Here is a 23,412-nt window from a genome sequence, read left to right as displayed (position 1 = left end):
AAACAGGACACAGATTAAGCCGCGGTACGTTTTCCCGGCGCAACCAGTGGTTTAGTTTCGGCATCATCACTTAGCCAGTCATGCAGATAGTGCTCAATCTGCTCCAGGCTGCGGTTACGCGTTTCCGGGATACATTTCACTACAAATATCGCGCCGGCCACGCCGATAACGCCGAAGATAAAGAAGGTGCCTGCCAGCCCGACGCTGGCCAGCAGCAGCGGAAAAGCCATGGAAATGGCAAAGTTAGCTATCCACATCGCAAACACCGCGCCGCCCATAAAGATACCGCGCATCCTGGTCGGGAAGATCTCCGACAGCAGCAGCCAGGTGACCGGCGACAGCGCCCCCTGCTGGAAACTCAGAAACATCAGCATGCCGAGCAGTACCATATAACCCCGCAGCACATCCGGCTGGCCGTTAACCGTTTCCGGCATCAGATAACTTACCGCGCCAATAAAAAACAGACAGGCGGTACAGCCAAACTGTCCCAGCTTCACCATGCTGCGACGCCCCATTTTGCCTAACAGCCAGATGCCGACAAACGTCATTAGCACCGAGATCACGCCGTTGGCAATGGTGGCGGTCAGCGCCGCATCGGTACTCATTCCCACCGCCGTCAGCATGGTCGGGGCATAATACATAATGGTATTGACGCCGGTCAGCTGCTGGATCACTGCCACGCCAACACCAATCAGAAACAGTTTAAACAGCCAGGGGGTTTTCAGATCGCGCAGACGCGGTTTACCGCGATCGCGTTGCTCTTCCAGCGTCTCGACAATCTCAATCAGTTCCCACTCCACATCCTCTTTGGCGCGGGTACGCTCCAGCACGGCGCGCGCTTCAGACAGCCGCCCCTTCATCGCATACCAGCGCGGGGTATCTGGCATAAACATCATCCCAAACCACAGCAGAACCGCCGGGACAGTGGCGATCGCCAGCATCCAGCGCCAGCTCTGCTCACCACCCCAGATTTCATGGAAACCGGCATTGGAGATATATGCCAACATCTGACCGGAAACAATCATTAATTCCTGCAGCGTTACCAGCTGACCACGCTTATTGGCCGGCGCTATCTCGGCAATATACACCGGCACGGTGGCTGCTGCGCCGCCCACGGCGATACCCAATACCAGACGGAAGAAAATCATCCAGTTAACATCCGGCGCCAGTGCGGTACCGAGTGCCCCGCTGGCAAAAATGACCGCCAGGATCACGATGATTTTTTTACGCCCGGCCGCCGCGGCAAAATGGCCGGAAGCCAGTGCGCCGAAAGCGGCGCCGAACAGTAATGAACTGGTCACCAATCCGGTGGTAAACGGGGTGAGATGCAGCTCAGCGCCCATAAACAGCAATGCGCCTGAGATAACGCCGGTGTCATAGCCGAATAGCAAGCCCCCGAGGGTGGCAATCGCGGCGATCACCGTTACAAAAGGTTCAGCGGGCGTGCTGCTATTAGGTCCTGACGCCCTGCCTTGCGAAAGATATTGTTCTTTTGCCATGATGGCTTCGTCTCCGGTATCGGGTTATAGGGATACTCGGGTGATACAGAAATGTTAATGAATCACCTGCCATTACACAACTTAGTTCAATATTTTCATTTTTATTAACAATGGAATTAAAATTTGCAACACAGGTCATAAGCTACCGATAATAATGTGATAAATATCGCATATACAAATTTAAAAAGTTGCATTCATGCAAATTTTTCCATCAGAAATAAATTTATTATTTCGCAAATAATAAAAGAGGAATTTTAGTTTCATTGCGGTAGCAAAAAGAACCTGGGCGACTGCCGGGCGGCCTGTATGCCGCCCGACATCTGGCAAACGGAGAGAACTGAGGAGGGTGATAACCTTACTGGCCTGCCGGGCCAAACACCGGATACTGCGGCAAGTCCACCTGTTGATACGGTTCCCAGCCACCGCCCAGCGCTTTATACAGCGCCACCAGATCAAGGCTGGTTTGCACGCGCGCCTGCGCTGCCTGCTGCCGGGCCTGCGCCAGCTGACGCTGAGTATCCAGCACATCAATAAAGCTGGAGAGCCCCTGACGATAGCTATCACTGGCCAGATTAAAGGCATTTTGCAACGCCTGCACCGTCTCATCCAGCCGGGCGGACTGTTGCTGATCGGTGCGATAACTGACCAGCGCATTTTCCACATCCTGTAGTGCATTCAATACCGTCTGCCGGTAGCTGAGCGCCGCACTGGCCTGCTGCGCCCGTGCCAGTTTGACCCCCGAGACTAAACGGCCGCCCTGGAAAATCGGAATCGATACCGACGGGCCAAAGCTGTAAAAATTACTGCTCCAGTTATCCAGATAGCTGGCGTGGCTGTTACGCATACCGACCTCCCCGGTTAACGAGAAGCTGGGGAACAGCTGCGCAACTGAGACGCCGATATTGGCGGTGGCGGCATGCAGCGTGGCTTCGGCCTCGCGCACATCCGGGCGACGCCGCGCCAGCGTTGAAGGCACGCCGACCGGCACCACGGCTGGCAGTGTCGGCAGCGCGGCAGGATCAGACAACTCGGCATCCAGCGCGCCTGGCGGCTTGCCAATAAGCACCGAAAGGCTGTTTATCGCCTGCTGCGCCTGCGCCTGATACTGCGGCAGACGGGCCTGCAGGGAACTTACCCCGGCACGGGCATTTTCCACATCCATTTGCGCCGCCAGCCCGTTACGCTGCTGGCTCTGCGTCAGTTCCAGAGTTTGCTGCGCCACATCGACCTGGGTTTGTAAGGTCTGGCTGATGGCCTGGGCGCCGCGCAGCTGCAAATAAGCGCGCGCCACTTCGGCCTGCAACGATACCAGCGCATCATTACGATTCTCCAGCGACTCCTGCTGTTGGGCACTGGCCATCTCGACCTGGCGTCGAACTTTGCCCCATAAATCCAGCTCCCAGGCGGCGTCAAAGCTCCCCTGGTAGAGGGTGATCGGTTTCGTCAGGCCATCAAGCGCAGAACGCAGTTCCGGATCGACTTCGCCGACACTGTCATACACGCCGTTGGACTCCAGTTCGCCCTTCACCCCCAGCTGCTGGCGCGTTACGCCCGCTTTGGCACTGACCGTGGGAAACCAGCCGCCGCGCGCCTGCCCGAGTTGCTCACGCGCACCCGCGATACGCAGCACCGCCTGTTGCAGGGATAAATTGCCGGCGATGGCGCGGTTGATCAAACTGTCCAGCTGCGCATCATGAAAGGATTTCCACCACTGCGGCTGGATGGCGGCCGCCTGCGGTGAAGAGAGATCGCCCGCTTTCATAGCGTGATAGCTGGCGGCCGTATCACTCTTTGGCGCCCGCCAGTCAGGGCCAACCGAGCAGGCGACGATCGCCACGCTGAGGGCAATCGCTCCTCCTGCCCGCGCCAGCGAAGAAAGGTTCATATCAGTGTGCTCCTGCACTGCCTTCGCTCTTAATCGGCGATAGCAGCAAACAAAATGGAATCAAAAACAACGCCACAATCCCCAGCCCGATAAACACATCGATATAAGCGAGAATGCGCGCCTGCGCCACCATTTCCCGGTACAGCTGACCGCTGGCCAGCGTCAGCGGATCGCCCACCGCGCCGGTAAAATCGCGGATCGCCTGCGCCCAGCGCTCGACGGTGAGATTAAAGGGTTCATTAAGCGGTGACATGTTGTGCACCATACTGGCACTGCGCACCTGGGCACGGTCGGTGATCGCCGCGGTGGAGAGCGAGATGCCGACAGAGCCGGCAACATTGCGGAACATAGTAAACAGTGCGGCGGCATCCGCATTCAGCCGTTGCGGAATGGAAATAAAAGCAATGGTGGTGAGTGGCACAAACAGGAAGCCCAGCCCGAGTGACTGCGCGCTGCGCATCAGACACAGCGTGGTGAAATCTACCGACGGTGTGAGTCGCGCCGACCAGAACATCGACAGACACAGACAGGTAAAGCCAAAGGCGATAATCCAGCGCGTCTGTACCAGCGGCATCAGTTTTAGCACCAGCGGGATGGTCATCACCACCAGCACCGCGCCCGGTGACAGCACTAACCCGGACCAGGTGGCGGTATAACCTAAATCCTGCTGCGCCAGCTGTGGCAGAACAACTGAGCTGCCATACAGAATCATCGCCATCCCCGCCATCAGCAGGCAGGAGATGGCAAAGTTTCGATCCTTCAGGCAATGAATTTCCACCACCGGTTTTTTCGCATACATCAGCCAGTAAATCGCGCCAACCAGACCAATGGCGGTCAGCAGCGCAAACAGCTGAATAAAGCCGGAAGAGAACCAGTCATCATCTTCGCCGCGATCGAGCATCACCTGCAGGCAGCCAAGACCAAGGGTAATTAAACTGATACCAATATAGTCAATGCGCAGCCTGCCTTGCGCCCATTTGCGTTCCCACGGCGGATCTTCCAGCAGTTGGTAGATGGCAAGCACCGTCAGGATACCGACCGGAATATTGATAAAGAATACCCAGCGCCAGCTGTAGTTATCGGTGATCCAGCCCCCCAGCGTCGGGCCGACAATCGGCGCCACAATAATGGCAATCGACGATAAGCCGAAAGCTTTGCCGCGATCTTCAGCTTTAAAATAATCCAGCAGCACCGACTGCTGTACCGGCTGCAACCCGCCGCCAAAAAAGCCCTGCAATACGCGGAACAGAATGATTTGCCACAGCTCGGTCGCGATACCGCACAGAAATGAGCAGAGGGTAAACATCACAATGCAGATCATAAAAAACTGTTTGCGGCCAAACACCCGGCTGAGAAAAGCCGAAATGGGCAACACAATACCGTTAGCCACCAGGTAAGAGGTCAGCACCCAGGTCGATTCGCTGTAGCTGGAGGAGAGTGAACCGGCCACGTGCGGCAGCGCCACATTGACAATGGTGGTGTCGAGGATCTCCATAAATACCGCCAGCGTAACGGTAATGGCGACCAGCCAGGGATTACTGGCGGGTTGCCAGCTCTCGCTATGACTCATTCCAGATGGACCTTTGGCTCAACTGACAGGCCCAGCGGCAGGGGGCGGCTGGCATCCAGACCTTTGTCGATAACGATTTTTACCGGTACGCGCTGGACGATTTTGACAAAGTTGCCGGTGGCATTCTCCGCCGGGAAAGTCGAAAAACGCGAGCCGGAACCCATCTGAATACTGTCGACATGCCCTTCCAGCTTCATATCCGGCCAGGCATCAATCGCGATCTCCACTTTATTACCCGGACGCATCCGCTCCAGCTGCGACTCTTTGTAGTTGGCACTCACCCATACATCGGTCGACACCAGCGAAAATAGCGCGCTGCCCGCCTGCACCAGGGTGCCGGGCTGCACATTTCGTTTGGTGACAAAACCATCGTAAGGGGCGCGCACATCGCTCCAGGAAAAATTCAGTTCGGCGGTCGTCAGTTGCGCCCGCGCCTGCTCAACCTGCTGCTGGCGCGCCTCAACGTTGGTTTCCTGCTGACGAATTTGCAGCTCCACCTGCGAGGCGACTTCCACTTGGGCTTTGGCGCTCTGTAACTGCGCCTGTGCCGCGCGCAGCTGGGCGCTGGCACTGTCAATATTGCGCTGTGAGGTGGCGCGGGGATCGACGCCGCGTAAACGCCGGTAATCCGCCTGCGCATTAAGGAAGTTGGCTTCGGCTCTGGCCTGGTCGGCTAAGGCCTGATCGCGCTGCGCCGGATACTGCACACGCGATAACGCCAACTGCGCCTGCGCCTGATGTAGCTGCGCGGTAGCCAGCCCTAACTGCGCCTTTGCCTGATCGCGCTGTGCCGCGCTATCGCGTGGGTCGATTTGCGCCAGCAAATCGCCCTGCTTCACCCGCTGGTTATCACTGACCAGTAATTTAACTATGTAACCGGAGGTTTTTGGCGCGATGGTAACCGCATTCCCTTCGGTAAAGGCATCATCAGTGGTTTCAATATTGCGATTGGCGAGCCAGTACCACAGCGCCACAATCAGCATCACCCCCACCACCACCGCCAGAATAATCAGCGGCTTCTTGCCCGGTCGCTGACGCGGCGGCTCATTACTGGTGTGACTGGCGGAGGGTGAGTGCTGATTGTCGTCTGGCTGACGCGCATCGTTTTCTGACGGCATTTTCTCTGAAGTTGTCATAGTTCTCACAGTTTACTGCGGGCTCATCCGCGCCCGTTAAGACCAAACTGTTATTAACCATAGGGAGAAAACTGACAAATGCCAGGATTTATTGACACTTCCGGAATAGCCCGAAACTAGATCGCATCGATAAGCAAAAAAAGCCCCCAGCCCACCAGCATCGCCCACAATAACATCGGAATTGAGAACAGATGGAAATGCCACCAGATGCGGCGATCTTTCGCCATGCGTAGCGCAATCAGATTGGCCAGCGAGCCGGGCAGCAGACCAAAGCCGCCAATATTGACAGCCCAGGCAAATAGCGTGCTGGCCGGCAGCGTGTTGAGCAACAGAATGGTTGTCGGCACATTACTGATAATCTGCGACAGTCCGATAGCCAGCAACCCGATACCGCCCTCACCGAGCTGCGAAACATGCTGCAGTGGCGCTTGCAGCAGCGGCAGACGGGTAATCAGAAACACATCGATAAACATGGCGATAAATACCGCCAGTAAACTCCAGTCGATGGTCAGCAGTACCCGCCTGGCAATAAACAGAAACACCAGCAGTACCAGCAGCAGGCCCCAGATGGCCAGCTTTAGCTCCAGCGCGATAATAAACAGCAGATACATCGCCAGCGCGCTGAACAGCAGCCGACGCTGCCAGCCGTTGACCTGATCTTCGGCATGACGCTGAATCTTCTTTTTAGCAAAACTAAACCAGGTTACCAACAGCAGGCTGCCGGTGAGCGCCAGCGCCAGCGGCAGCATCTGCAGGATAAAACCGGCAAAGCTGGTCTGTCCGTGGCTCCATAACAGGATATTTTGCGGATTGCCGATTGGCGTCAGCAGCGAACCAGCATTAACGGCCAGCGCTTCAAAAATAATCAGACGTGAAACCGGCAGGCTGGAGAATTTGCGCAGCGTCAGGGTCAGCGGCACGAGGATAAACAGCGCCACATCATTGGTGAGAAAGGTGGAAAGCAACGCCGCACCCGCCACCATAAACAGCGCCAGTGTGCGCTCATGCTGGAAACGGCCAATCAGCCGCCGTCCCAGAATGTCAAAATAGCCGCTGGCTTCAATGCCTTTGGTCAGCATCAGCAAGCCACACAGCGTGATAATGGTATTCCAGTCGACTGCCTGCGACAGTTCAGGCAGCTTAAAGCGGGCGAAACCGGCTAATAGCGCGCCAAGAACCACTAACAGATGAAGAAAACGGTCGTGCAGAAACGGCTTCAGCAATGTTGCCATGGTGGCTCACAGGTCAGGAGTGGCGGGAATTAACCATGGTTTTGGAAAAATCGCTGGAACACCGCCAGCGTTTCATCACTGACATGATGCTCAATACCTTCGGCATCGCGGCGCGCGGTATCGGGACTGATGCCCAGCGCCAGCAGAAACGTCTCGACGATATGGTGGCGCTGGCGACTCTCTTCCGCCAGTTTCTCCCCCTCGACCGTCAGAAAGACCCCACGATAAGGCACCTGTTCAACCAGGCCGGCGGTTCCCAGCCGTTTCAGCATCTTGGCTACCGTTGGCTGGGAGACGCCCAGCCGCGCGGCCATATCTACCTGGCGCGCTTCGCCTAATTCACGGATCAGATCGGAGATCAATTCAACATAGTCATCAATCAGCTCGCGGCGATGCGCCTCGCGAACCTGACGAAAGCCTTCGACATGCTCTTCGATATCTTTCAGCGGACCGTTAAGGCTGGCAACTGTGGGTTTGACACGACGACTCATTAAACTTCCTCTTCTTATTAACCTGCGTTTTGACCAGCTTGCAGGCCTGTTGGTGCCACATTGTAAACGAAGCTCAAAGAAGCACAAATATTCCGATAAATAGCACTGGCTATGGGGTATAGCCTGTGCTATACCTGTGTATAAAGCAATCAGCTCATCATCTCACTGTGGAGGTCAAGATCATGAATGAACCCTTCCTGCTGTTAATGATGTTTCTGCTATTCGTCGCCGGGCTCTGCCTGCTGCTCAGCCGCCGTTAAGCATGAGGAATCGCAATGCAAGTATGTAACAAGGTGATGAAAGTTCGGATGTCACAGGAGGTCACCAGCATGAAAGCACCCTTATTATTACGGCTGTTTTGTCGTTCGCCGTTTACCCTGCGTCTGATGCTGTTAGAGATGCTGACCACCGCAAAAAAGCCTGAAAATAAGGCATCTTAATCCTGCCTGCGCACCGCTGCGCTAAATGTGTATCCTGCTTCACAGAAACATTATTCACTACTGGTTGCCATTCCCGAAAGCGAGGATTATCTTGCCATGCCTTTCGTGAGAGTGCTGGCAGAAATGGATGCTCCCACTGTCCTCCCTCCCCATTCACAACGAGTATTTCAGGCTTAATTACGTCTTCAGATATTGGCTGAAGATGCGTTGATTGCATCCCTATAAGATAAAAAATGAATCTGACCCTGATTAAAACAGCTGCCGTGACAGGTTGTCGCGAGCTGTTTAGCCCCTATGTTGGGCTGTACCTGCTGTTCTCTCTGCTGATCAACCTGGCGTTCGGCTACTCGCTCAGCCTGCTGTATACCTTTGCGTTCACTGCCATCCTGATACTGCTGGCCAACCGCGCGCTGCGCTGCCAGAAAATTGCCGTCACCCTTTGTGCACTGCTGGCCAGTTTCTATTATCCGTTTGGTCAGGCTTACGGCCCTCCCAATTTTAATACCCTGCTGTCACTGCATTCGACTAACGTTGGCGAAGCCAGTGAAATTCTGGCGATCTTCCCGCCGCTGGATTACGCCATTGGCGTCGGGATTTTGCTGATCGGTCTGCTGGCGCTACGCCGCAAGCCGCAGCCGGCTCATTCATGGTCTCATCTCGAAACCGCCTGTCTGGCTTTTGCGCTGGTGGCCAGTTTGACACAACCTGCGCTGAATAAGCTGGCAGGCTATCCGTTCAGCCTTACCGATGCCGGTTTTCCGCTGGCGCGTTTTGTTAAAGATACGCTGGTGAGTAAACTGTCGGTCGATGATGAGATGGTGCGGATGAATCAGCTGACATCGTTGCAGGATAGCTGGACCGTCACCGGGGTAAAACCTACCCATCAGTTGTATGTGATCGTCATTGGTGAAAGCGCGCGTCGTGATGCGCTGGGCGCCTTTGGCGGCAAATGGGATAATACCCCCTTTGCCAGCCAGCTGCCCGGCCAGTACTTTGTTAATTACACCTCGGCCGCCTCTTCCACACAAAAGTCGCTGGGATTAACCCTGAATCGCGTAGTTGATGGCAAGCCACAGTATCAGGACAATATTATTACCCTGGCAAATCGCGCCGGTTTTGAGACCTGGTGGCTATCTAATCAGGGGCAAATTGGTAAGTTTGACACGCCGATCGCCAGCATCGCACGCCGTGCCGACCATGTTCATTTTTTGAAGCAGGGTGATTTTGAAGCGGATAAAACCAGCACTGATGAGGATTTACTAAAACTCACCGCAGAGGCGTTACAACAGCCGCTGGATGCCCCGCGTCTGATGGTATTCCATATTATGGGTTCCCATCCGAAAACCTGTGATCGTACCAGGGGTAAGTACCAGCACTTTGTGCATTCGCCGGAGACCTCCTGCTATCTCTACAGCATCAGCCAGACCGACGGCTTTTTGCAGCAGTTACAACAGCAGCTGCTGAGCAGCGGCTTAAGCTATTCGCTGCTCTACTTCTCCGATCACGGGATGGCGTTTAAAGAGAAAGGCAGCAAAAATGAGTATCTGACCCATGACGATAAGTATCAGCAAAATTTCCAGGTGCCGCTGTTTATCAGCTCAAGCCAGGATACCACTCATCAGATAATTAAGGCGGCGCGCTCAGCCAATGACTTCCTGCAACTGTTTTCACAGTGGACCGGGATCAGCAGCAAACAGGTGGTGTCGGAGTATCGTTTTATCTCACAGGAGAAAGCAAAGCCGGTGTATGTCACTAACTTTGCCCTGAAACGTGTCGACTATCGCCTGCTCGGCCAGGATGCCTTTGCACCCTGAGGGCGGTTACGGCATTTACCCATAAAAAAATCCGCCACCAGGGCGGATTTTTTCTCAGTCCGGCAACAGCCGGAAAGGTTCAGCCAACTTAGAAGCTGTAACCTGCACCAACGATCCAGGTGCCAACGTCTACACTGCGGATACGGCTCTGCTCGTAACCGACATCCAGAGCAACGTTCTGAATTGGGTTGAACTGCAGACCGGCACCGTAGGAGAAACCGTAATCGCTGCCGTCATATTTATCACGGTTTGCACCGTTAACGTTCACTTTACCATAGCCCACACCTACAACACCGTAGATGCTTGCCCAGTCATTCAGACGGTAAGCAGGACCCGCAGTCACACCGTAGTACTGACCTTTGTTGTAATAACCATCAGTGGTGCGATCTTTTTCGGTATAGGTGAAAGAACCGATCCAACCCAGTGGATCGCTGCCGTTTTCGTAGCGATATTTCAGGTTGAAACCGTTAGCTTTGTTAGCCACACCCTGGGCATCGCTTTGTGCGTAACCACCGGTAACGGTGCTCTGCGCCATTGCAGAACCCGCAGATACAGCCAGTACACAAGCCAGTGCTGAAAGACATGCAATTTTTTTCATAACCACCTCAAATGTGAAAGTACTTATTCTCCTGACAACGCTGAAAATATAACAAAAAACAGGGAGAAACTCTGCCTGATTATTGTTGTCTAACAGAATGTTTGCTGTAACAGAAAGTTAATGAAGTTTCGTATGTCATTCTTTTTGCTTATGTTAATGGCAGTATAACCGGAACAACCCCCGCCTGTAAAAAAAGGTTCATTGAGATAAATCTTAAATAAATCTGACACTTCTTTACTGAAACAGCTCTGTTTTTGACGATACGGCCGACATTTTTTTGCCAGAAAGCATTTTTTAGCTGCCCGCTCGATTACACTGTCGCTCTGATTTGCATAGCCCAATGGATTTAAAGGTAGGTTTTCAGGATGTCATCACCGCAATCGCCGCCGTCGTCACCCGTCTGGCTTCCCATTTTGGTGTTGCTGATCGCCATGATCTCGATTCAGGGCGGCGCGGCGCTGGCGAAAACCCTGTTTCCGCTGGTGGGCGCGCCGGGCATGACCGCGCTGCGCCTCGGGCTGGGCGCGATGATTCTGTCGATTATTTTTAAACCCTGGCGCATGCGTTTTAGCCGCAGACAGCTGGCGCCACTGCTGGTCTATGGCATGGCGCTGGGCGCCATGAATTACCTGTTCTATCTGGCTATCCGCACCGTGCCATTAGGCATTGCGGTGGCGCTGGAATTTACCGGTCCGCTGACGCTGGCGCTGCTGGGTTCACGCCGGGCGCTTGATTTTGTCTGGGTATTGCTGGCGGTACTTGGTTTATGGTTTCTGCTGCCGCTCGGCGAGGCTATCGCCAGCGTAGATGCTAAAGGCGCCGCGCTGGCAATAGGCGCCGGCGCCTGCTGGGCGGTATATATCGTCGCCGGACAAAAGGCCGGAACCGAACACGGTGCGGCCAGCGTGGCGATGGGGTCGGTGATCGCCGCCATCGTATTTGTACCGATTGGCCTCAGCTTTGCCGCCAGCGGTATCTGGCAACTTGCCCTGCTCCCGCTGGCGCTGGCGGTTGCCGTGCTATCGAGCGCTCTGCCTTACTCGCTGGAGATGATCGCCCTAACGCGACTGCCGGCACGCACCTTTGGCACCATGATGAGTCTGGAACCGGCAATGGCGGCCATTTCGGGTATCCTGTTTCTCGGTGAAGTGCTGACGCTGGTGCAGTGGCTGGGGTTGCTGGCGATTATCGTGGCCTCGATTGGCGCCACTCTCACGCTGCGGCCGCCGAAAGCAGCGCTCGATCCGCTCAGCGATATTCGTGAATAGCGTCCGCTGAGAATATTCAGACGTCGTCCGGCGCAGGCGGCTGAATTAATAACCCTTGTCTGCCGCCATTATTTGCGCTTTATCGGATGATGAAATCACCGTGACAGTCATATTCTGTCACGCTTCGACATTAAATAACGTTTCCCGCACGACAGAAATTAACCCGTAAAGTAATAAATATATAAAAATCAAAAATTTATAAAATAACTGCGAATGATAAATATTATCAACACTACAGATAATTATATTTCCGCCGCGTCGGAAATCGCTGTTTCCGGCAACAGGTTATTACTATCTGACCAATAGGCAGTAACTTTCCTGCAAGATTAATCAGCGGTGCTATACTTATTCTCATACTTTTCAGCACAACCCACATTAAGAGGATATTAATGATGAGTACCGCAAAACTGGTTAAAGCAAAATCTTCCGATCTGATTTTTACCCGTAATGACGTGGCCGATAGCGACAAAAAAGCCACCATCGAGGTGCTCAATCGTGTGGTTACTGAGCTTATCGATCTGTCACTGATTACCAAGCAGGCACACTGGAACATGCGTGGCGCTAACTTTATCGCCGTGCATGAAATGCTGGACGGATTCCGTACCGCGATTACCGATCATCAGGATACCGTCGCCGAGCGTGTGGTGCAGTTAGGGGGCGTGGCGCTGGGTACCACCCAGATTGTGAATGATAAAACCCCGCTGAAAAGCTATCCACTGAATATCCATAGCGTACAGGACCATCTGAAAGCGCTGGCCGATCGCTATGGCATTGTAGCGAATGATGTGCGTAAAGCGATTAGTGAAGTCGAAGATGAAGACAGTGCCGATATCTTTACCGCCGCATCCCGTGACCTTGATAAATTCCTGTGGTTTATCGAGTCCAATATTGAATAAGCGCCAATAGCGGCGGCTGAAACAGCCGCCATGGTATGCAGGCCTGAAGGCGGATGAGAGTGCTCATCCGCTTTTTGCATTGTGGAGAGAAAACATGGCAAGCGGATGGGCATCGGACGATGCAGTTCAACAGCAAATTGATTCCACCATTGATGACGCCGTACAGCGGGCGCGCAAACAGCTGCATCTGGGGGTCAGCGCCGAATATTGCCAGCAGTGTGGCGAAGCCATCCCGCAAGCGCGACGTCTTGCCCTGCCCGGGGTGCAATATTGTATCGGCTGTCAACAGACGCACGATAATCAACAGAGCGCATCGCTGTACAACCGGCGCGGCAGTAAGGACAGCCAGCTGCGCTAATTTTCAATTATTAATCCAGAAATTTGAGCCTGTTAACATATTTATAACTATCCTGTTCATTGTTCACCCGATTTAATGCTTTAGTTAGATCGCTGCCGATGCACCATAATGATCTGCGTGCACTATTTTGGTGCTCTATTATGGTGCGCAGCACGTAAAGCTAAAGAATTGTTGTCCACCGGATGGATTAACCTGCTGTTTTTAAACAATATGAAAAGTTGGCATAATATTTTCATATGGCAGCGGGCATCACAACAACGGGGAGATCCCCGATTCAATGATAAGGATAAGATGATGAAGTCGATTTTTAAGGTTTCCCTTGCCGCGCTGGCGCTGGCATTTGCTGTCTCTTCCACGGCTGCAGACAAGAAACTGATCGTCGCGACAGATACTGCGTTCGTCCCGTTTGAGTTCAAACAGGGTGATAAATATGTCGGTTTCGATATCGATCTGTGGGATGCCATCGCTAAACAACTGAACATTGAATATACCCTGAAGCCAATGGACTTCAGCGGCATCATTCCTGCGCTGCAGACCCGCAATATCGACCTGGCGCTGGCCGGTATCACCATTACTGAAGAGCGTAAAAAGGCGATTGAATTCTCCGACGGCTACTATAAAAGCGGCCTGCTGGTGATGGTGAAAGCCAACAACAACGACGTGAAAAGTATTGATGACCTGAACGGTAAAGTGGTGGCAGTGAAAAGCGGCACCGGCTCCGTCGATTACGCGAAACAGCACATCAAAACCAAAGACCTGCGCCAGTTCCCGAATATCGACAATGCCTACATGGAGTTAGGCACCAATCGTGCTGATGCGGTGCTGCACGACACGCCAAATATCCTCTATTTCATCAATACCGCAGGTAAAGGCCAGTTTAAAGCGGTCGGCCAGTCTCTTGAAGCACAGCAGTACGGTATCGCCTTCCCGAAAGGCAGCGATGATCTGCGCGTGAAAGTCAATGGCGCGCTGAAGGCCCTGCATGACAACGGCACCTACAACACTATCTATAAAAAATGGTTCGGCAGCGAACCTAAATAATAATTCTGTTTAGCCCTGTGGCTCCGGTTCGGATCGGGCGGCATAACCCGCCCCCGTACGCCTGCCGGGGCCATTAACGTCAGGAACGGCATTGCGTTCCTGCGTTTTTCCATTTCAACAAAAACTGTTTTCGTTCGGGAGAAAGTATTATGCAGTTTGACTGGAGCGCCATCTGGCCAGCTCTTCCTGTCCTGCTTGAAGGCGCCCAAATGACTCTGTGGATTTCGGTCCTCGGTCTGGTTGGCGGCCTGATTATCGGTCTGATTGCCGGTTTTGCCCGCGCTTATGGCGGCTGGCTTTCCAGTAATATCGCGCTGGTATTTATTGAGCTGATTCGTGGTACGCCGATTGTGGTGCAGGTGATGTTTATCTACTTCGCCCTGCCGATGGCCTTTACGGATCTGCGGATAGATCCGTTCAGCGCGGCGGTAGTGACCATTATTATCAACTCCGGCGCCTACATCGCAGAAATCACCCGTGGCGCCGTACTGTCGATTCACAACGGCTTCCGTGAAGCAGGCCTGGCGCTTGGTCTGTCACGTCGCGAAACCCTGCGTTACGTGATTATGCCGCTGGCGCTGCGCCGTATGCTGCCTCCGCTGGGTAACCAGTGGATTGTCAGTATCAAAGACACCTCGCTGTTTATCGTGATTGGCGTGGCGGAACTGACGCGCCAGGGACAGGAAATTATTGCTGGTAACTTCCGCGCGCTGGAGATCTGGAGTGCGGTTGCGGTTATCTATCTGATTATTACGCTGGTGCTGAGTTTCGTTCTGCGTCGCATTGAGAAAAGGATGAAAATCCTGTGATTGAATTTAAAAACGTCTCCAAACATTTCGGTCAAACCCAGGTGCTGCACAATATTGACCTGAAAATTAATCAGGGTGAAGTGGTAGTGATTATCGGGCCAAGTGGCTCCGGCAAATCCACCCTGCTGCGCTGCATTAATAAACTGGAAGAGATCACCAGCGGTGAACTGATCGTTGATGGCCTGAAGGTTAACGATCCCAAAGTCGACGAGCGCCTGATTCGTCAGGAAGCCGGCATGGTGTTCCAGCAGTTCCATCTGTTCCCGCAGATGAGCGCGCTGGACAACGTGGCCTTTGGACCGATTCGCGTACGTGGCGCGAAGAAAGCCGATGCGCTGCAACTGGCGAAAGAGCTGCTGGGTAAAGTCGGTCTCGCCGAACGTGCGCACCACTTTCCGTCTGAACTCTCCGGCGGTCAGCAGCAGCGCGTCGCCATTGCCCGTGCGCTGGCAGTGAAGCCGAAACTGATGCTGTTTGATGAACCCACCTCCGCACTGGATCCGGAACTGCGTCATGAAGTTCTCAAGGTGATGCAGGATCTGGCGGAAGAAGGTATGACCATGGTGATCGTCACCCATGAAGTCGGCTTTGCGCAAAAAGTGGCATCGCGTCTGATCTTTATCGATAAAGGCCGAATTGCCGAAGATGGCGATCCGGACACGCTGATTAGCAATCCGCCAAGCGCCCGTCTGCAAGAGTTCTTACAACACGTTTCATAATATTGCCGGCGGCGAAATGCCGTCATCATGGCAACGGCAACTCATTGGCTCGGGCGGCATCAATGCCGCACCGACCCTTGAATATCTGAAAAGTATGTCTTGTCAGGCAACTGGCAAGGCAGTATCTGCTGCACCGATCCCCCGGCTTTCACCTGCCTGTTACCCTGCTCAGCTATGCTTTCAGATCGACGCTGTTTTTGGCGCCGCTACAGGAGACGGTGCGCTGGATGATATGGTGAACAAGCATTTTGATGCGGCCGGTATTAAACCGCCGTGCCAGACGGTGCAGATGCTACAGACCGGCAATAATATTGAGGGGGCGGCCGGTACGCAGGCATTAGCCGCCCCGGAGTAATTTATCGGGTTAACAGACGGCTTCTGGCCGGTTTATCGAAAAAGCTCCAGGCGATAAACCGGCTCTGTTTCTGCCCCTGCGCCATATCGACAATCCGCACCTGTACCGCTTCAACTTCTTCCAGCACCCGACGCAGTTCCGGCAGATTCTCTTTACGCGAGACCAGCGAAGTAAACCAGATGCACTGACGGGCGAAATCGACACTCTCATGGATCATGCGCGTGATAAAGGCGGTTTCGCCCCCTTCGCACCATAACTCATCCTGCTGGCCGCCAAAGTTCAGCGGCGCATTGCGATCCAGCCCAAGGTTACGCAGCTTACGCTGGCTGCCCTGACGCGCGTCACTGGCCGAGGCGTGGAACGGCGGATTACAAATGCTGGCGTGGTAGAAATCGTTTTTATGCACCACGCCACGGAAGATGGCGCTATCCTCTTTCTGGCGACGTAAACGAATACCGCGGTTCAGCCCCGGATTTGCAGCGATAATCGCGTTGGCGGCCTTCATAGCCTGCTCATTGCTCTCGGTACCGGTGAAGCGCCAGCCGTACTCCTGATAACCGATCAGCGGATAGATGCAGTTCGCTCCGCAGCCAATATCCAGCACGGTAATATTACGCGGCACCACCGACTGATGCTCTTCCGCCAGCAGGTCGGCCAGATGATGCAGATAATCGGCGCGGCCTGGCACCGGCGGACAGAGAAAACCGTCGGGAATCGCCCAGTTCGCAATCTGATAGTAGTGATGCAGCAGCGCCTGATTCAGCACCCTGACCGCCGCCGGATCGGCGAAATCGACCGACTCATCGCCATACTGATTCACCTGAACAAAAGGCACCAGCGCAGGGTGGCACGCTTTAAGCGCGTCAAAGTCATAACGTCCGCGATGGCGGTTACGCGGGTGAAGAACATTTTTCTCAGCAGGCTTTTTCATCGGCTTCTCTCATGTTTTACCCAAAGTCACTGGCGTTGCCGCAAGGCAGCGACTGAACCAATCCGGATAAGTGGGCGCGTACGATACCCGCTTTGGCAAAACCCGTAAACCATTGCCGTCGTTTTTTCTGCGTTAAACCCGCTATGATAAGCAAATTATCCCCGGATTAAGGAATGTTATGTCTCGCCAACGTTACTCTTATCAACCGCGCGCCGGTCACGGACTACCGCACGATCCGCTGAATGCGATTATTGGTCCGCGCCCGATTGGCTGGATCAGTTCGGTTAATCAAGCCGGCCAGCGCAACCTGGCGCCTTACAGCTTCTTTAACTGCTTTAACTATCATCCACCGATTATTGGTTTTGCCAGCAGCGGCTGGAAAGATAGTGTGCAAAATATCACCGACACCGGTGAATTTGTCTGGAATCTGGCCACCCGCCCGCTGGCGCAGGCCATGAACCAAAGTTCGGCTTCGCTGCCCCACGGTGAAGATGAGTTTAGCTTTGCCGGCCTGACGCCATGCGCCGCCAGTCAGGTGCAGGCCAGTATGGTAGCCGAAAGTCCGGTTAACTTTGAGTGTAAGCTGACGCAGTGTATTCAGTTGCAGGACGCCGCAGGCGCTGCCATTACCAGCTGGCTGGTTCTTGGAGAAGTGGTGGCGATCCATATTGACAGCGATTTGCTGGAAAACGGCATCTATCAGACCGCACGCGCACAGCCGATTTTACGTGCCGGTGGCCCGAGCGCCTACTACGGCATTAGTGAAGAACTGCGTTTTGATCTGATACGGCCGGATGCGCGGGCGCGTTAACCTTCAAAGATGATAAATACGGCCCGACCCGGTCGGCATTTCCACATTCAGGCTCAGCTTTCCCCCCAGAGCCTCAATGTATTTTTTCAGGCTGGAGAGTTTTATTTCTTCACCGCGCGCCTCAATAGCGGCAATTGCCGGCTGGCTGACGCCCATCATCCCCGCCAGTTCCGTCTGCGACAGCGCCAGTTCTTCACGCAGCTGACGCAGACGAATCTCCAGGATCATCGCCCCGGCTTTTTGCTGAATACGCTCCTGCGAAGCGGGAGAACGTTTTGCAATCAATTCATTGAGTTTTGTCATTTTTTCAGCCCTGTCAGGTGCTTTCTGTATTCCGCATCAGCCCTGGTGATCATCTCAGTATAAAATCGTTTTTCCTGGCGACCGCTCTTGTCTGCGGCACATAAGATGATAGCCTGTCTCTGCGGATCGAAAGCAAAAAGGCTCTGACCGGCCGTTGCTCTGCACGCGCAGTTCTTTCATATTGGGAAAATCCGATCCCTTGATCTGATCAACATCAGGCCGCCCCAGCATCGGACCAAACTGCTCAAGCAGTTTCAGGCTTGCCAGCACATCATCAATCATGTCGTCATCCTGTTCACTTAACCACTCGTCAAAATAGTCGGTGGTATCTACCATCCATGTATCCACAGCATCCCTCATAAACCAGAGTTTATGCCAGCTATAATATAAATTGTAGTTTATATTTCAACTGATTAGTGAAGAACTGCGTTGTGATCTGAGACGGCCGGTCTGGCGTTAATTTACTCCACCCGCTGCGTTTTAATCACCGCCACCGCTTTAGCAATTTCCGGCGCCAGCCAGCGGTCCTCCTGCCAGGTGGCCACCTGGGCGCGCAGTTTTTGCCACGCCTGCCGGGTGCCCTGCCCGGCCTTTTCCGCACCATGAAAATCAAGCGCCTGTGCCGCCAGCAGGTACTCAATCGCCAGGATCTGATACAGGTTCGCCGCCAGCTTTAACAGCTTAAGCGCGGAACTGGTGCCAAGACTCAGATGGTCTTCCTGCAGTGCGGAAGTGACAAAATTATCCAGCACCGCCGGTTGCGCCAGCTGGCGATTTTCGCCGCACAGCGACGCCGCCACATACTGCGCAATCATCATGCCGGAATTCACCCCCGGTTGCGCCACCAGAAACGCTGGCAGGCCGCTGACCAGCGGGTTGATCAGACGATCGATACGGCGCTCCGCCACGCTGCCAATCTCCGCCAGCGCCATCGCCAGCAGATCGGCCGCCATCGCCACCGATTCGCCGTGGGGGTTGGCCTGCGATACCACGCGCCAGGTATCCGGCGTACCCAACACCAGCGGGTTATCCGTTGCCGCATTCAGTTCGGTGACAATCTGCCGTTCCGCATGGTCAAACTGATCGCGACAGGCGCCGTGGATCTGCGGTATCGAGCGCAGGCTCAGGGCATCCTGTGTACGTACTCCGTGGCTTTCGGCAATAATTGCACTGCCAGCGATCAACTGGCGCAAGCGCTGCCCAACGCGCTGGATCCCGTCGCTGGCTTTCAGCGCCAGGATCTCGGCATCAAACGCATCCGCCTGACCGCGCAGCGCTTCAAAACTCATAGCGCCCGTCACATCCGCCCAGTCCAGCATGCGGCTGGCATCGTCCAGCGCCAGACAGCAGAGGCCGGTCATACACGGCGTGCCATTGACCAGGCTTAACCCCTCTTTCGCCCCCAGCGGGCAGGGAGTTAGCCCTTCCGCCTGCAGTGCCTCAAGCGCACTGACCTGCTGGCCGCGATAGCTGACATTGCCGACGCCAATCAGCGCCAGCCCGACATGGGCCATATGGGTCAGATAACCGACCGACCCCTGCGACGGAATATTTGGCGTAATCTGATGATTAAGCAGCGCCAGCAGCGCGCTAACCACCGGCGCGGAAATACCGGACTTACCGTGACTGTAATTAGCAATCGCCGCACAGATTATCGCCCGCGCCTGCTCATCACTCAGCAGTGGCCCCACGCCGCAGGCATGGCTGAGCAGTGTATTGCGCGACAGCTGACTGAGCTGATCGTCACTCAGCGTAATATTGCATAACGCCCCTAAGCCGGTATTAATGCCATAGGCGATCTTGCCGCTGACGACAATATTATCAACAATCTGGCGGGCGTTATTAATCCGCTGCCAGGCGGCGCTACTGAGTTGCAGTTGCGCGCCCTCGCGCGCTACCGCCACTACCTCCTGCCAGCGCAACGGCGCATCACCCCAGATAAGCTCTATTTTGCTCACATAATCCTCGCGCTTTAGTGATGGCTGGAAATAAACTGCTGGAAACGCGGCGAACCGCTGACGCCAAACATCTCGTCCGGCGTCCCCTGGCAATCAATCATCCCCTGATGCATAAACACCACCCGATTGGAAACATGGCGGGCAAAGCCCATCTCATGCGTCACGACCAGCATAGTGCGTCCCTCTTCGGCGAGGCTGCGCATCACTTTCAGCACTTCCCCTACCAGCTCCGGATCCAGTGCGGAGGTGGGCTCATCAAACAGCATCACCTCCGGTTCCATCGCCAGCGCGCGGGCAATCGCCACCCTCTGCTGCTGGCCGCCTGACAGCTGAGCAGGATAAAAGTCTTTGCGGTTGAGTAAACCGACGCGATCAAGAATCTGCTCTGCCTGCTCAATACACTGCTTGCGGCTTCTCTTCAGGACATAGTGCGGCCCTTCAATCACATTCTGCAGCACCGTCATGTGCGACCACAGATTAAACCCCTGGAACACCATCCCCAGCCGCGAGCGGATCAGTTCAACCTGTTTATGGCTGGCCGCCAGCTGGTGACCACGACTGTGCCGTTTCATCTCAATGGTTTCGCCACTGACGCTGACCACGCCGGAATCCGGCGTCTCCAGCAGGTTGATACAGCGCAGAAAGGTACTTTTACCCGATCCGCTGGCGCCCAGAATCGAGATCACATCCCCTTTACGTGCCTCAAGGGAAATGCCCTTTAGCACCTCCAGTTGTCCAAATGACTTACGGATATCCAGCATTGAGAGGGTAATCGGGGGGGTATCAGTCATGTTTATCTCCGGCAATCACAGTCGTGGCTGGCTGCGGCGCCCCGTGCAGTGGGCGCAGACGTGGCGACAGACGACGCTCAATCCAGGCGTAAACCTGGACGATAATAAAGTTAAGAATCAAATAGATCAGCGCAGCACAGATAAATACTTCCATGGTGCGATAGGTGCGCTGAATAATCTGCTGCGCCACACCGGTGACATCCCATACCGTTACCAGGCTGGCCAGCGCGGTGGACTTCACCAGCAGGATCGCTTCGGTGGAATACGCCGGCAAGGCATAACGCAGCATAATCGGCGCAATAATGCGCCGCAGCAGCAGCCAGCGCGACATACCACAAGCCAGCCCGGCTTCAATCTGTCCGGACGGGATCGCCAGCAGGCCGCCACGGAAAATCTCCGCGGTATAGGAGGCAGTGCACAGCGCCAGCGCCACCACCGCACAGGCAAAGGGTTCGCGTAACACCGGCCAGACAAAGCTGTGGCGGATGACGTCGAACTGACCGAGGCCGTAGTAGATCAGAAACAGCTGAATGAGCAGTGGTGAACCGCGAAACACCAGAATATAAGCCCGGGCAAAACCACTCAGCAGCCAGTTTTTACTCATCCTTAGCGCCAGGATCAGCAGCGCCAGCACACCGCCGACCAGAAACGAGGCAAAAAACAGCCCGAGGGTCACCGGCAGCGCCGCCGACAGTTTTAGCAAGGTGTCGGTAAGAAACGGCAAATCAATCATCGGAGACTCCTGACTCAGTTCTGCGCCGCAGTGCGACTTTGATGGGCGCGGCCAAGGCGTTTCTCAGCCCGACGAAACGCACTGTTCGACAACACCGTCAGCACCAGATAGCAGGCCGCGCCAATCATATAGAAGGTAAAATATTGCCGGGTTGATCCGGCGGCCACCTGACTGGCGCGCATCAGCTCAACAATGCCGGTGACGGAAATCAGCGCCGAGTCTTTCAGGCTCATCTGCCAGACGTTAGACAGGCCCGGCAGCGCATAACGCGCCACCTGCGGCACAATAATCCGCTGCAGCACGCGCCACTTTGGCATCCCAATGGCATATGCTGCTTCGATTTCACCTGCGGCCAGCGCCAGTCTGGCCGCGCGATAAACCTCGCCCTGATAGGAACCGGAGATCAGACCAATCGCCAGCGCGCCAATCAGAAACGGCGGTACTTCGATAAAGCCCTCGGCGCCAAACAGCTGACCAATTTGGGATACCAGCCCGGAGCCGCCAAAATAAAACAGATAGATAATCAGCAGCTCGGGTATACCGCGAAAAATCACCGAGTAGCTGTCGCCTAACCAGCGCACCGGACGTCGGGGTGATAGCCGCGTTGCCGCCACACCGGCACCGACAACTGCCCCGATCAACAGGGCAACCATCGACAGCAGTAAGGTGGTTAACGTCGCGCTGAGGAGTAAACCGCCCCAGCCATTCTCACCAAAACCCAACATGGCCATCATTACCGCACCTCGCTTATGGCGTTACGTCAGTTTTAAACCACTTCTCGCTTAACTTTTTCACCGTGCCGTCGGCCAGCGCCGCCCTGATGGCTGCATCCAGTTTGGCTTTTAAAGCGCCATCCGATTTGCGGATCCCCAGCGCCTCGCCCTCGCCCCAGATCGGGCCGCTTAACTTCGGACCACTGAAGGCCAGATCCTTATTTTCCGCTTTGCTAAGAATCGACTGAGCAAATGTCACATCATCAAATACCGCATCAATACGTTCCGCCTGCAAATCAAGGATCGCGTCAGCAGATGCGTTATATTCACGCACCGTGGCGACATCTTTAAAATAGGCATCAATAAATGGCGTATAGACGGTGCCGGAAGCAATACCAATGGTTTTACCCTTTAGCGCCTGCTTCAGACTGGCAATGGCGGGTTCGATCTCTTTGGCGTCATCATGCAGTTTAATCGTCGCCGCCGGGCCGGTGGCTTCCGGCAACAGCTGCCCTTTACGGGTGATAAAGCTGGCCGGGGTTGAGGCATAAGGCACGGTGAAATCGATCACTTTTTTACGGTCCGGCGTAATGACAATCGCATCCATAATCACGTCATATTTTCCCGCCTGCATCCCGGCGATCATGCCATCCCAGTTCTGCACCACCAGTTTGCACTCCATCTGCATACGCTGACAGAGATCGGCTATCAGTTCCGGCTCAAAACCGCTCAGCTTGCCGCCCGGCAGCGTCAGGTTCCACGGCTCGTAACTCCCTTCGGTGGCGATAGTGATCGACTTCCACTCTTTGGCCTGAGCCGGTAGTGCGCAGAGTAACGCCGAAGTCACCAGACTGCTGACCAGTAATCGACGGAATAACAAAGTGTGTTTCATCAAGCGCTCCTGGATATCAATGGGGGTCGGATGACCGTATGGGTATAACTGTCACGGGTTGCGGGTGTTATGTCATGTATATACAACCTAACACCCAATAATTCACTCGCTAAGAGATAAAGTTGTGACTCAGGTTCTGTTATTAACTTGTTAACATTAGTTGTTATGT

Annotated in this window: 23 protein-coding genes and 1 pseudogene; 9 read left to right on the top strand and 15 right to left on the bottom strand. The window is 54.5% G+C overall.

Going from position 1 to position 23,412, the window contains the following annotated elements:
* Positions 1–14: 14 nt before the first annotated feature.
* The 6 genes from JWF83_RS13085 to mntR all read right to left on the bottom strand — a co-directional run bounded on the left by JWF83_RS13085 (position 15) and on the right by mntR (position 7,813).
* Complete coding sequence (locus JWF83_RS13085; protein WP_413650660.1) at positions 15–1,499, bottom strand: sugar porter family MFS transporter; 1,485 nt, start codon at positions 1,497–1,499, stop codon at positions 15–17.
* Between the two features lie 355 nt (positions 1,500–1,854).
* Positions 1,855–3,384: an efflux transporter outer membrane subunit gene (locus tag JWF83_RS13080; RefSeq protein ID WP_413650658.1), complete on the bottom strand. Its 1,530-nt coding sequence runs from the start codon at positions 3,382–3,384 to the stop codon at positions 1,855–1,857.
* Position 3,385: 1 nt separating this feature from the next.
* Positions 3,386–4,954, bottom strand: a complete 1,569-nt coding sequence (locus JWF83_RS13075; RefSeq protein WP_413650657.1) for a DHA2 family efflux MFS transporter permease subunit — start codon at positions 4,952–4,954, stop codon at positions 3,386–3,388.
* The gene (locus JWF83_RS13070) at positions 4,951–6,090 is read right to left on the bottom strand and encodes an HlyD family secretion protein (protein ID WP_413650656.1); all 1,140 of its coding nucleotides are present in this window, start codon (positions 6,088–6,090) and stop codon (positions 4,951–4,953) included. Before JWF83_RS13070 ends, JWF83_RS13075 begins: the two co-directional genes overlap by 4 nt.
* 116 nt (positions 6,091–6,206) lie before the next feature.
* The gene (locus JWF83_RS13065) at positions 6,207–7,322 is read right to left on the bottom strand and encodes an SLC13 family permease (protein WP_413650655.1); all 1,116 of its coding nucleotides are present in this window, start codon (positions 7,320–7,322) and stop codon (positions 6,207–6,209) included.
* A gap of 29 nt (positions 7,323–7,351) precedes the next feature.
* Positions 7,352–7,813, bottom strand: coding sequence for a manganese-binding transcriptional regulator MntR (gene mntR / locus JWF83_RS13060; protein ID WP_413650654.1), 462 nt, complete (start codon positions 7,811–7,813; stop codon positions 7,352–7,354).
* A 673-nt stretch (positions 7,814–8,486) separates the two neighbouring features.
* Between mntR and JWF83_RS13055 the strand changes: the two genes are divergently transcribed.
* Positions 8,487–10,067: a sulfatase-like hydrolase/transferase gene (locus tag JWF83_RS13055; RefSeq protein WP_413650653.1), complete on the top strand. Its 1,581-nt coding sequence runs from the start codon at positions 8,487–8,489 to the stop codon at positions 10,065–10,067.
* Between the two features lie 88 nt (positions 10,068–10,155).
* On the opposite strand, the gene ompX is transcribed toward JWF83_RS13055, so the two are convergent.
* Positions 10,156–10,665, bottom strand: coding sequence for an outer membrane protein OmpX (gene ompX / locus JWF83_RS13050; RefSeq protein WP_413650652.1), 510 nt, complete (start codon positions 10,663–10,665; stop codon positions 10,156–10,158).
* Positions 10,666–11,030: 365 nt separating this feature from the next.
* Between ompX and rhtA the strand changes: the two genes are divergently transcribed.
* From rhtA to JWF83_RS13015, 7 genes are all read left to right on the top strand, one after another.
* Positions 11,031–11,933 (top strand): threonine/homoserine exporter RhtA, encoded by a 903-nt coding sequence (gene rhtA / locus JWF83_RS13045; RefSeq protein WP_413650651.1) that lies wholly within the window; start codon positions 11,031–11,033, stop codon positions 11,931–11,933.
* A gap of 392 nt (positions 11,934–12,325) precedes the next feature.
* Positions 12,326–12,829: a DNA starvation/stationary phase protection protein Dps gene (dps, locus tag JWF83_RS13040; protein WP_413650731.1), complete on the top strand. Its 504-nt coding sequence runs from the start codon at positions 12,326–12,328 to the stop codon at positions 12,827–12,829.
* Positions 12,830–12,923: 94 nt separating this feature from the next.
* On the top strand, positions 12,924–13,187 hold the full coding sequence (locus JWF83_RS13035; RefSeq protein ID WP_413650650.1) for a DksA/TraR family C4-type zinc finger protein: 264 nt from the start codon (positions 12,924–12,926) through the stop codon (positions 13,185–13,187).
* A 294-nt stretch (positions 13,188–13,481) separates the two neighbouring features.
* Complete coding sequence (glnH, locus tag JWF83_RS13030) at positions 13,482–14,228, top strand: glutamine ABC transporter substrate-binding protein GlnH (RefSeq protein ID WP_413650730.1); 747 nt, start codon at positions 13,482–13,484, stop codon at positions 14,226–14,228.
* 149 nt (positions 14,229–14,377) lie between these two features.
* Positions 14,378–15,037, top strand: coding sequence for a glutamine ABC transporter permease GlnP (gene glnP, locus JWF83_RS13025; protein ID WP_413650649.1), 660 nt, complete (start codon positions 14,378–14,380; stop codon positions 15,035–15,037).
* Positions 15,034–15,756 (top strand): glutamine ABC transporter ATP-binding protein GlnQ, encoded by a 723-nt coding sequence (gene glnQ / locus JWF83_RS13020; protein ID WP_413650647.1) that lies wholly within the window; start codon positions 15,034–15,036, stop codon positions 15,754–15,756. Before glnP ends, glnQ begins: the two co-directional genes overlap by 4 nt.
* A gap of 16 nt (positions 15,757–15,772) precedes the next feature.
* The gene (locus JWF83_RS13015) at positions 15,773–16,111 is read left to right on the top strand and encodes a hypothetical protein (RefSeq protein WP_413650646.1); all 339 of its coding nucleotides are present in this window, start codon (positions 15,773–15,775) and stop codon (positions 16,109–16,111) included.
* Between the two features lies 1 nt (position 16,112).
* On the opposite strand, the gene rlmF is transcribed toward JWF83_RS13015, so the two are convergent.
* A complete protein-coding gene (gene rlmF, locus JWF83_RS13010; protein WP_413650645.1) occupies positions 16,113–17,042 on the bottom strand; it encodes a 23S rRNA (adenine(1618)-N(6))-methyltransferase RlmF in 930 nt (309 codons plus the stop codon).
* Positions 17,043–17,220: 178 nt separating this feature from the next.
* Between rlmF and JWF83_RS13005 the strand changes: the two genes are divergently transcribed.
* Positions 17,221–17,853, top strand: coding sequence for a flavin reductase family protein (locus tag JWF83_RS13005; protein ID WP_413650644.1), 633 nt, complete (start codon positions 17,221–17,223; stop codon positions 17,851–17,853).
* 3 nt (positions 17,854–17,856) lie between these two features.
* On the opposite strand, the gene JWF83_RS13000 is transcribed toward JWF83_RS13005, so the two are convergent.
* From JWF83_RS13000 to JWF83_RS12970, 7 genes and pseudogenes are all read right to left on the bottom strand, one after another.
* The gene (locus tag JWF83_RS13000; protein ID WP_413650643.1) at positions 17,857–18,156 is read right to left on the bottom strand and encodes a helix-turn-helix domain-containing protein; all 300 of its coding nucleotides are present in this window, start codon (positions 18,154–18,156) and stop codon (positions 17,857–17,859) included.
* Positions 18,153–18,516, bottom strand: a pseudogene (locus JWF83_RS12995) (type II toxin-antitoxin system RelE/ParE family toxin). The gene JWF83_RS13000 and the pseudogene JWF83_RS12995 overlap by 4 nt, the downstream one beginning before the upstream one ends.
* A 101-nt stretch (positions 18,517–18,617) precedes the next feature.
* Positions 18,618–20,105, bottom strand: a complete 1,488-nt coding sequence (locus JWF83_RS12990) for an HAL/PAL/TAL family ammonia-lyase (protein ID WP_413650728.1) — start codon at positions 20,103–20,105, stop codon at positions 18,618–18,620.
* A 23-nt stretch (positions 20,106–20,128) separates the two neighbouring features.
* Positions 20,129–20,905 carry an ABC transporter ATP-binding protein gene (locus JWF83_RS12985; protein WP_413650641.1) on the bottom strand — a complete coding sequence of 259 codons (777 nt, stop codon included), beginning with the start codon at positions 20,903–20,905 and terminating at the stop codon, positions 20,129–20,131.
* On the bottom strand, positions 20,898–21,638 hold the full coding sequence (locus JWF83_RS12980; protein WP_413650639.1) for an ABC transporter permease: 741 nt from the start codon (positions 21,636–21,638) through the stop codon (positions 20,898–20,900). Before JWF83_RS12980 ends, JWF83_RS12985 begins: the two co-directional genes overlap by 8 nt.
* 14 nt (positions 21,639–21,652) lie before the next feature.
* Positions 21,653–22,372: an ABC transporter permease gene (locus JWF83_RS12975; protein WP_413650638.1), complete on the bottom strand. Its 720-nt coding sequence runs from the start codon at positions 22,370–22,372 to the stop codon at positions 21,653–21,655.
* A gap of 13 nt (positions 22,373–22,385) precedes the next feature.
* Positions 22,386–23,243 carry a transporter substrate-binding domain-containing protein gene (locus JWF83_RS12970; RefSeq protein ID WP_413650636.1) on the bottom strand — a complete coding sequence of 286 codons (858 nt, stop codon included), beginning with the start codon at positions 23,241–23,243 and terminating at the stop codon, positions 22,386–22,388.
* Between the last annotated feature and the right edge of the window lie 169 nt (positions 23,244–23,412).

The organism is Pantoea sp. B65 (assembly GCF_047308185.1).
Lineage (GTDB): Bacteria > Pseudomonadota > Gammaproteobacteria > Enterobacterales > Enterobacteriaceae > Erwinia.
Note: the sequence above shows the minus strand (reverse complement) of the source record. Positions and strands in the feature narration are given on the sequence as shown.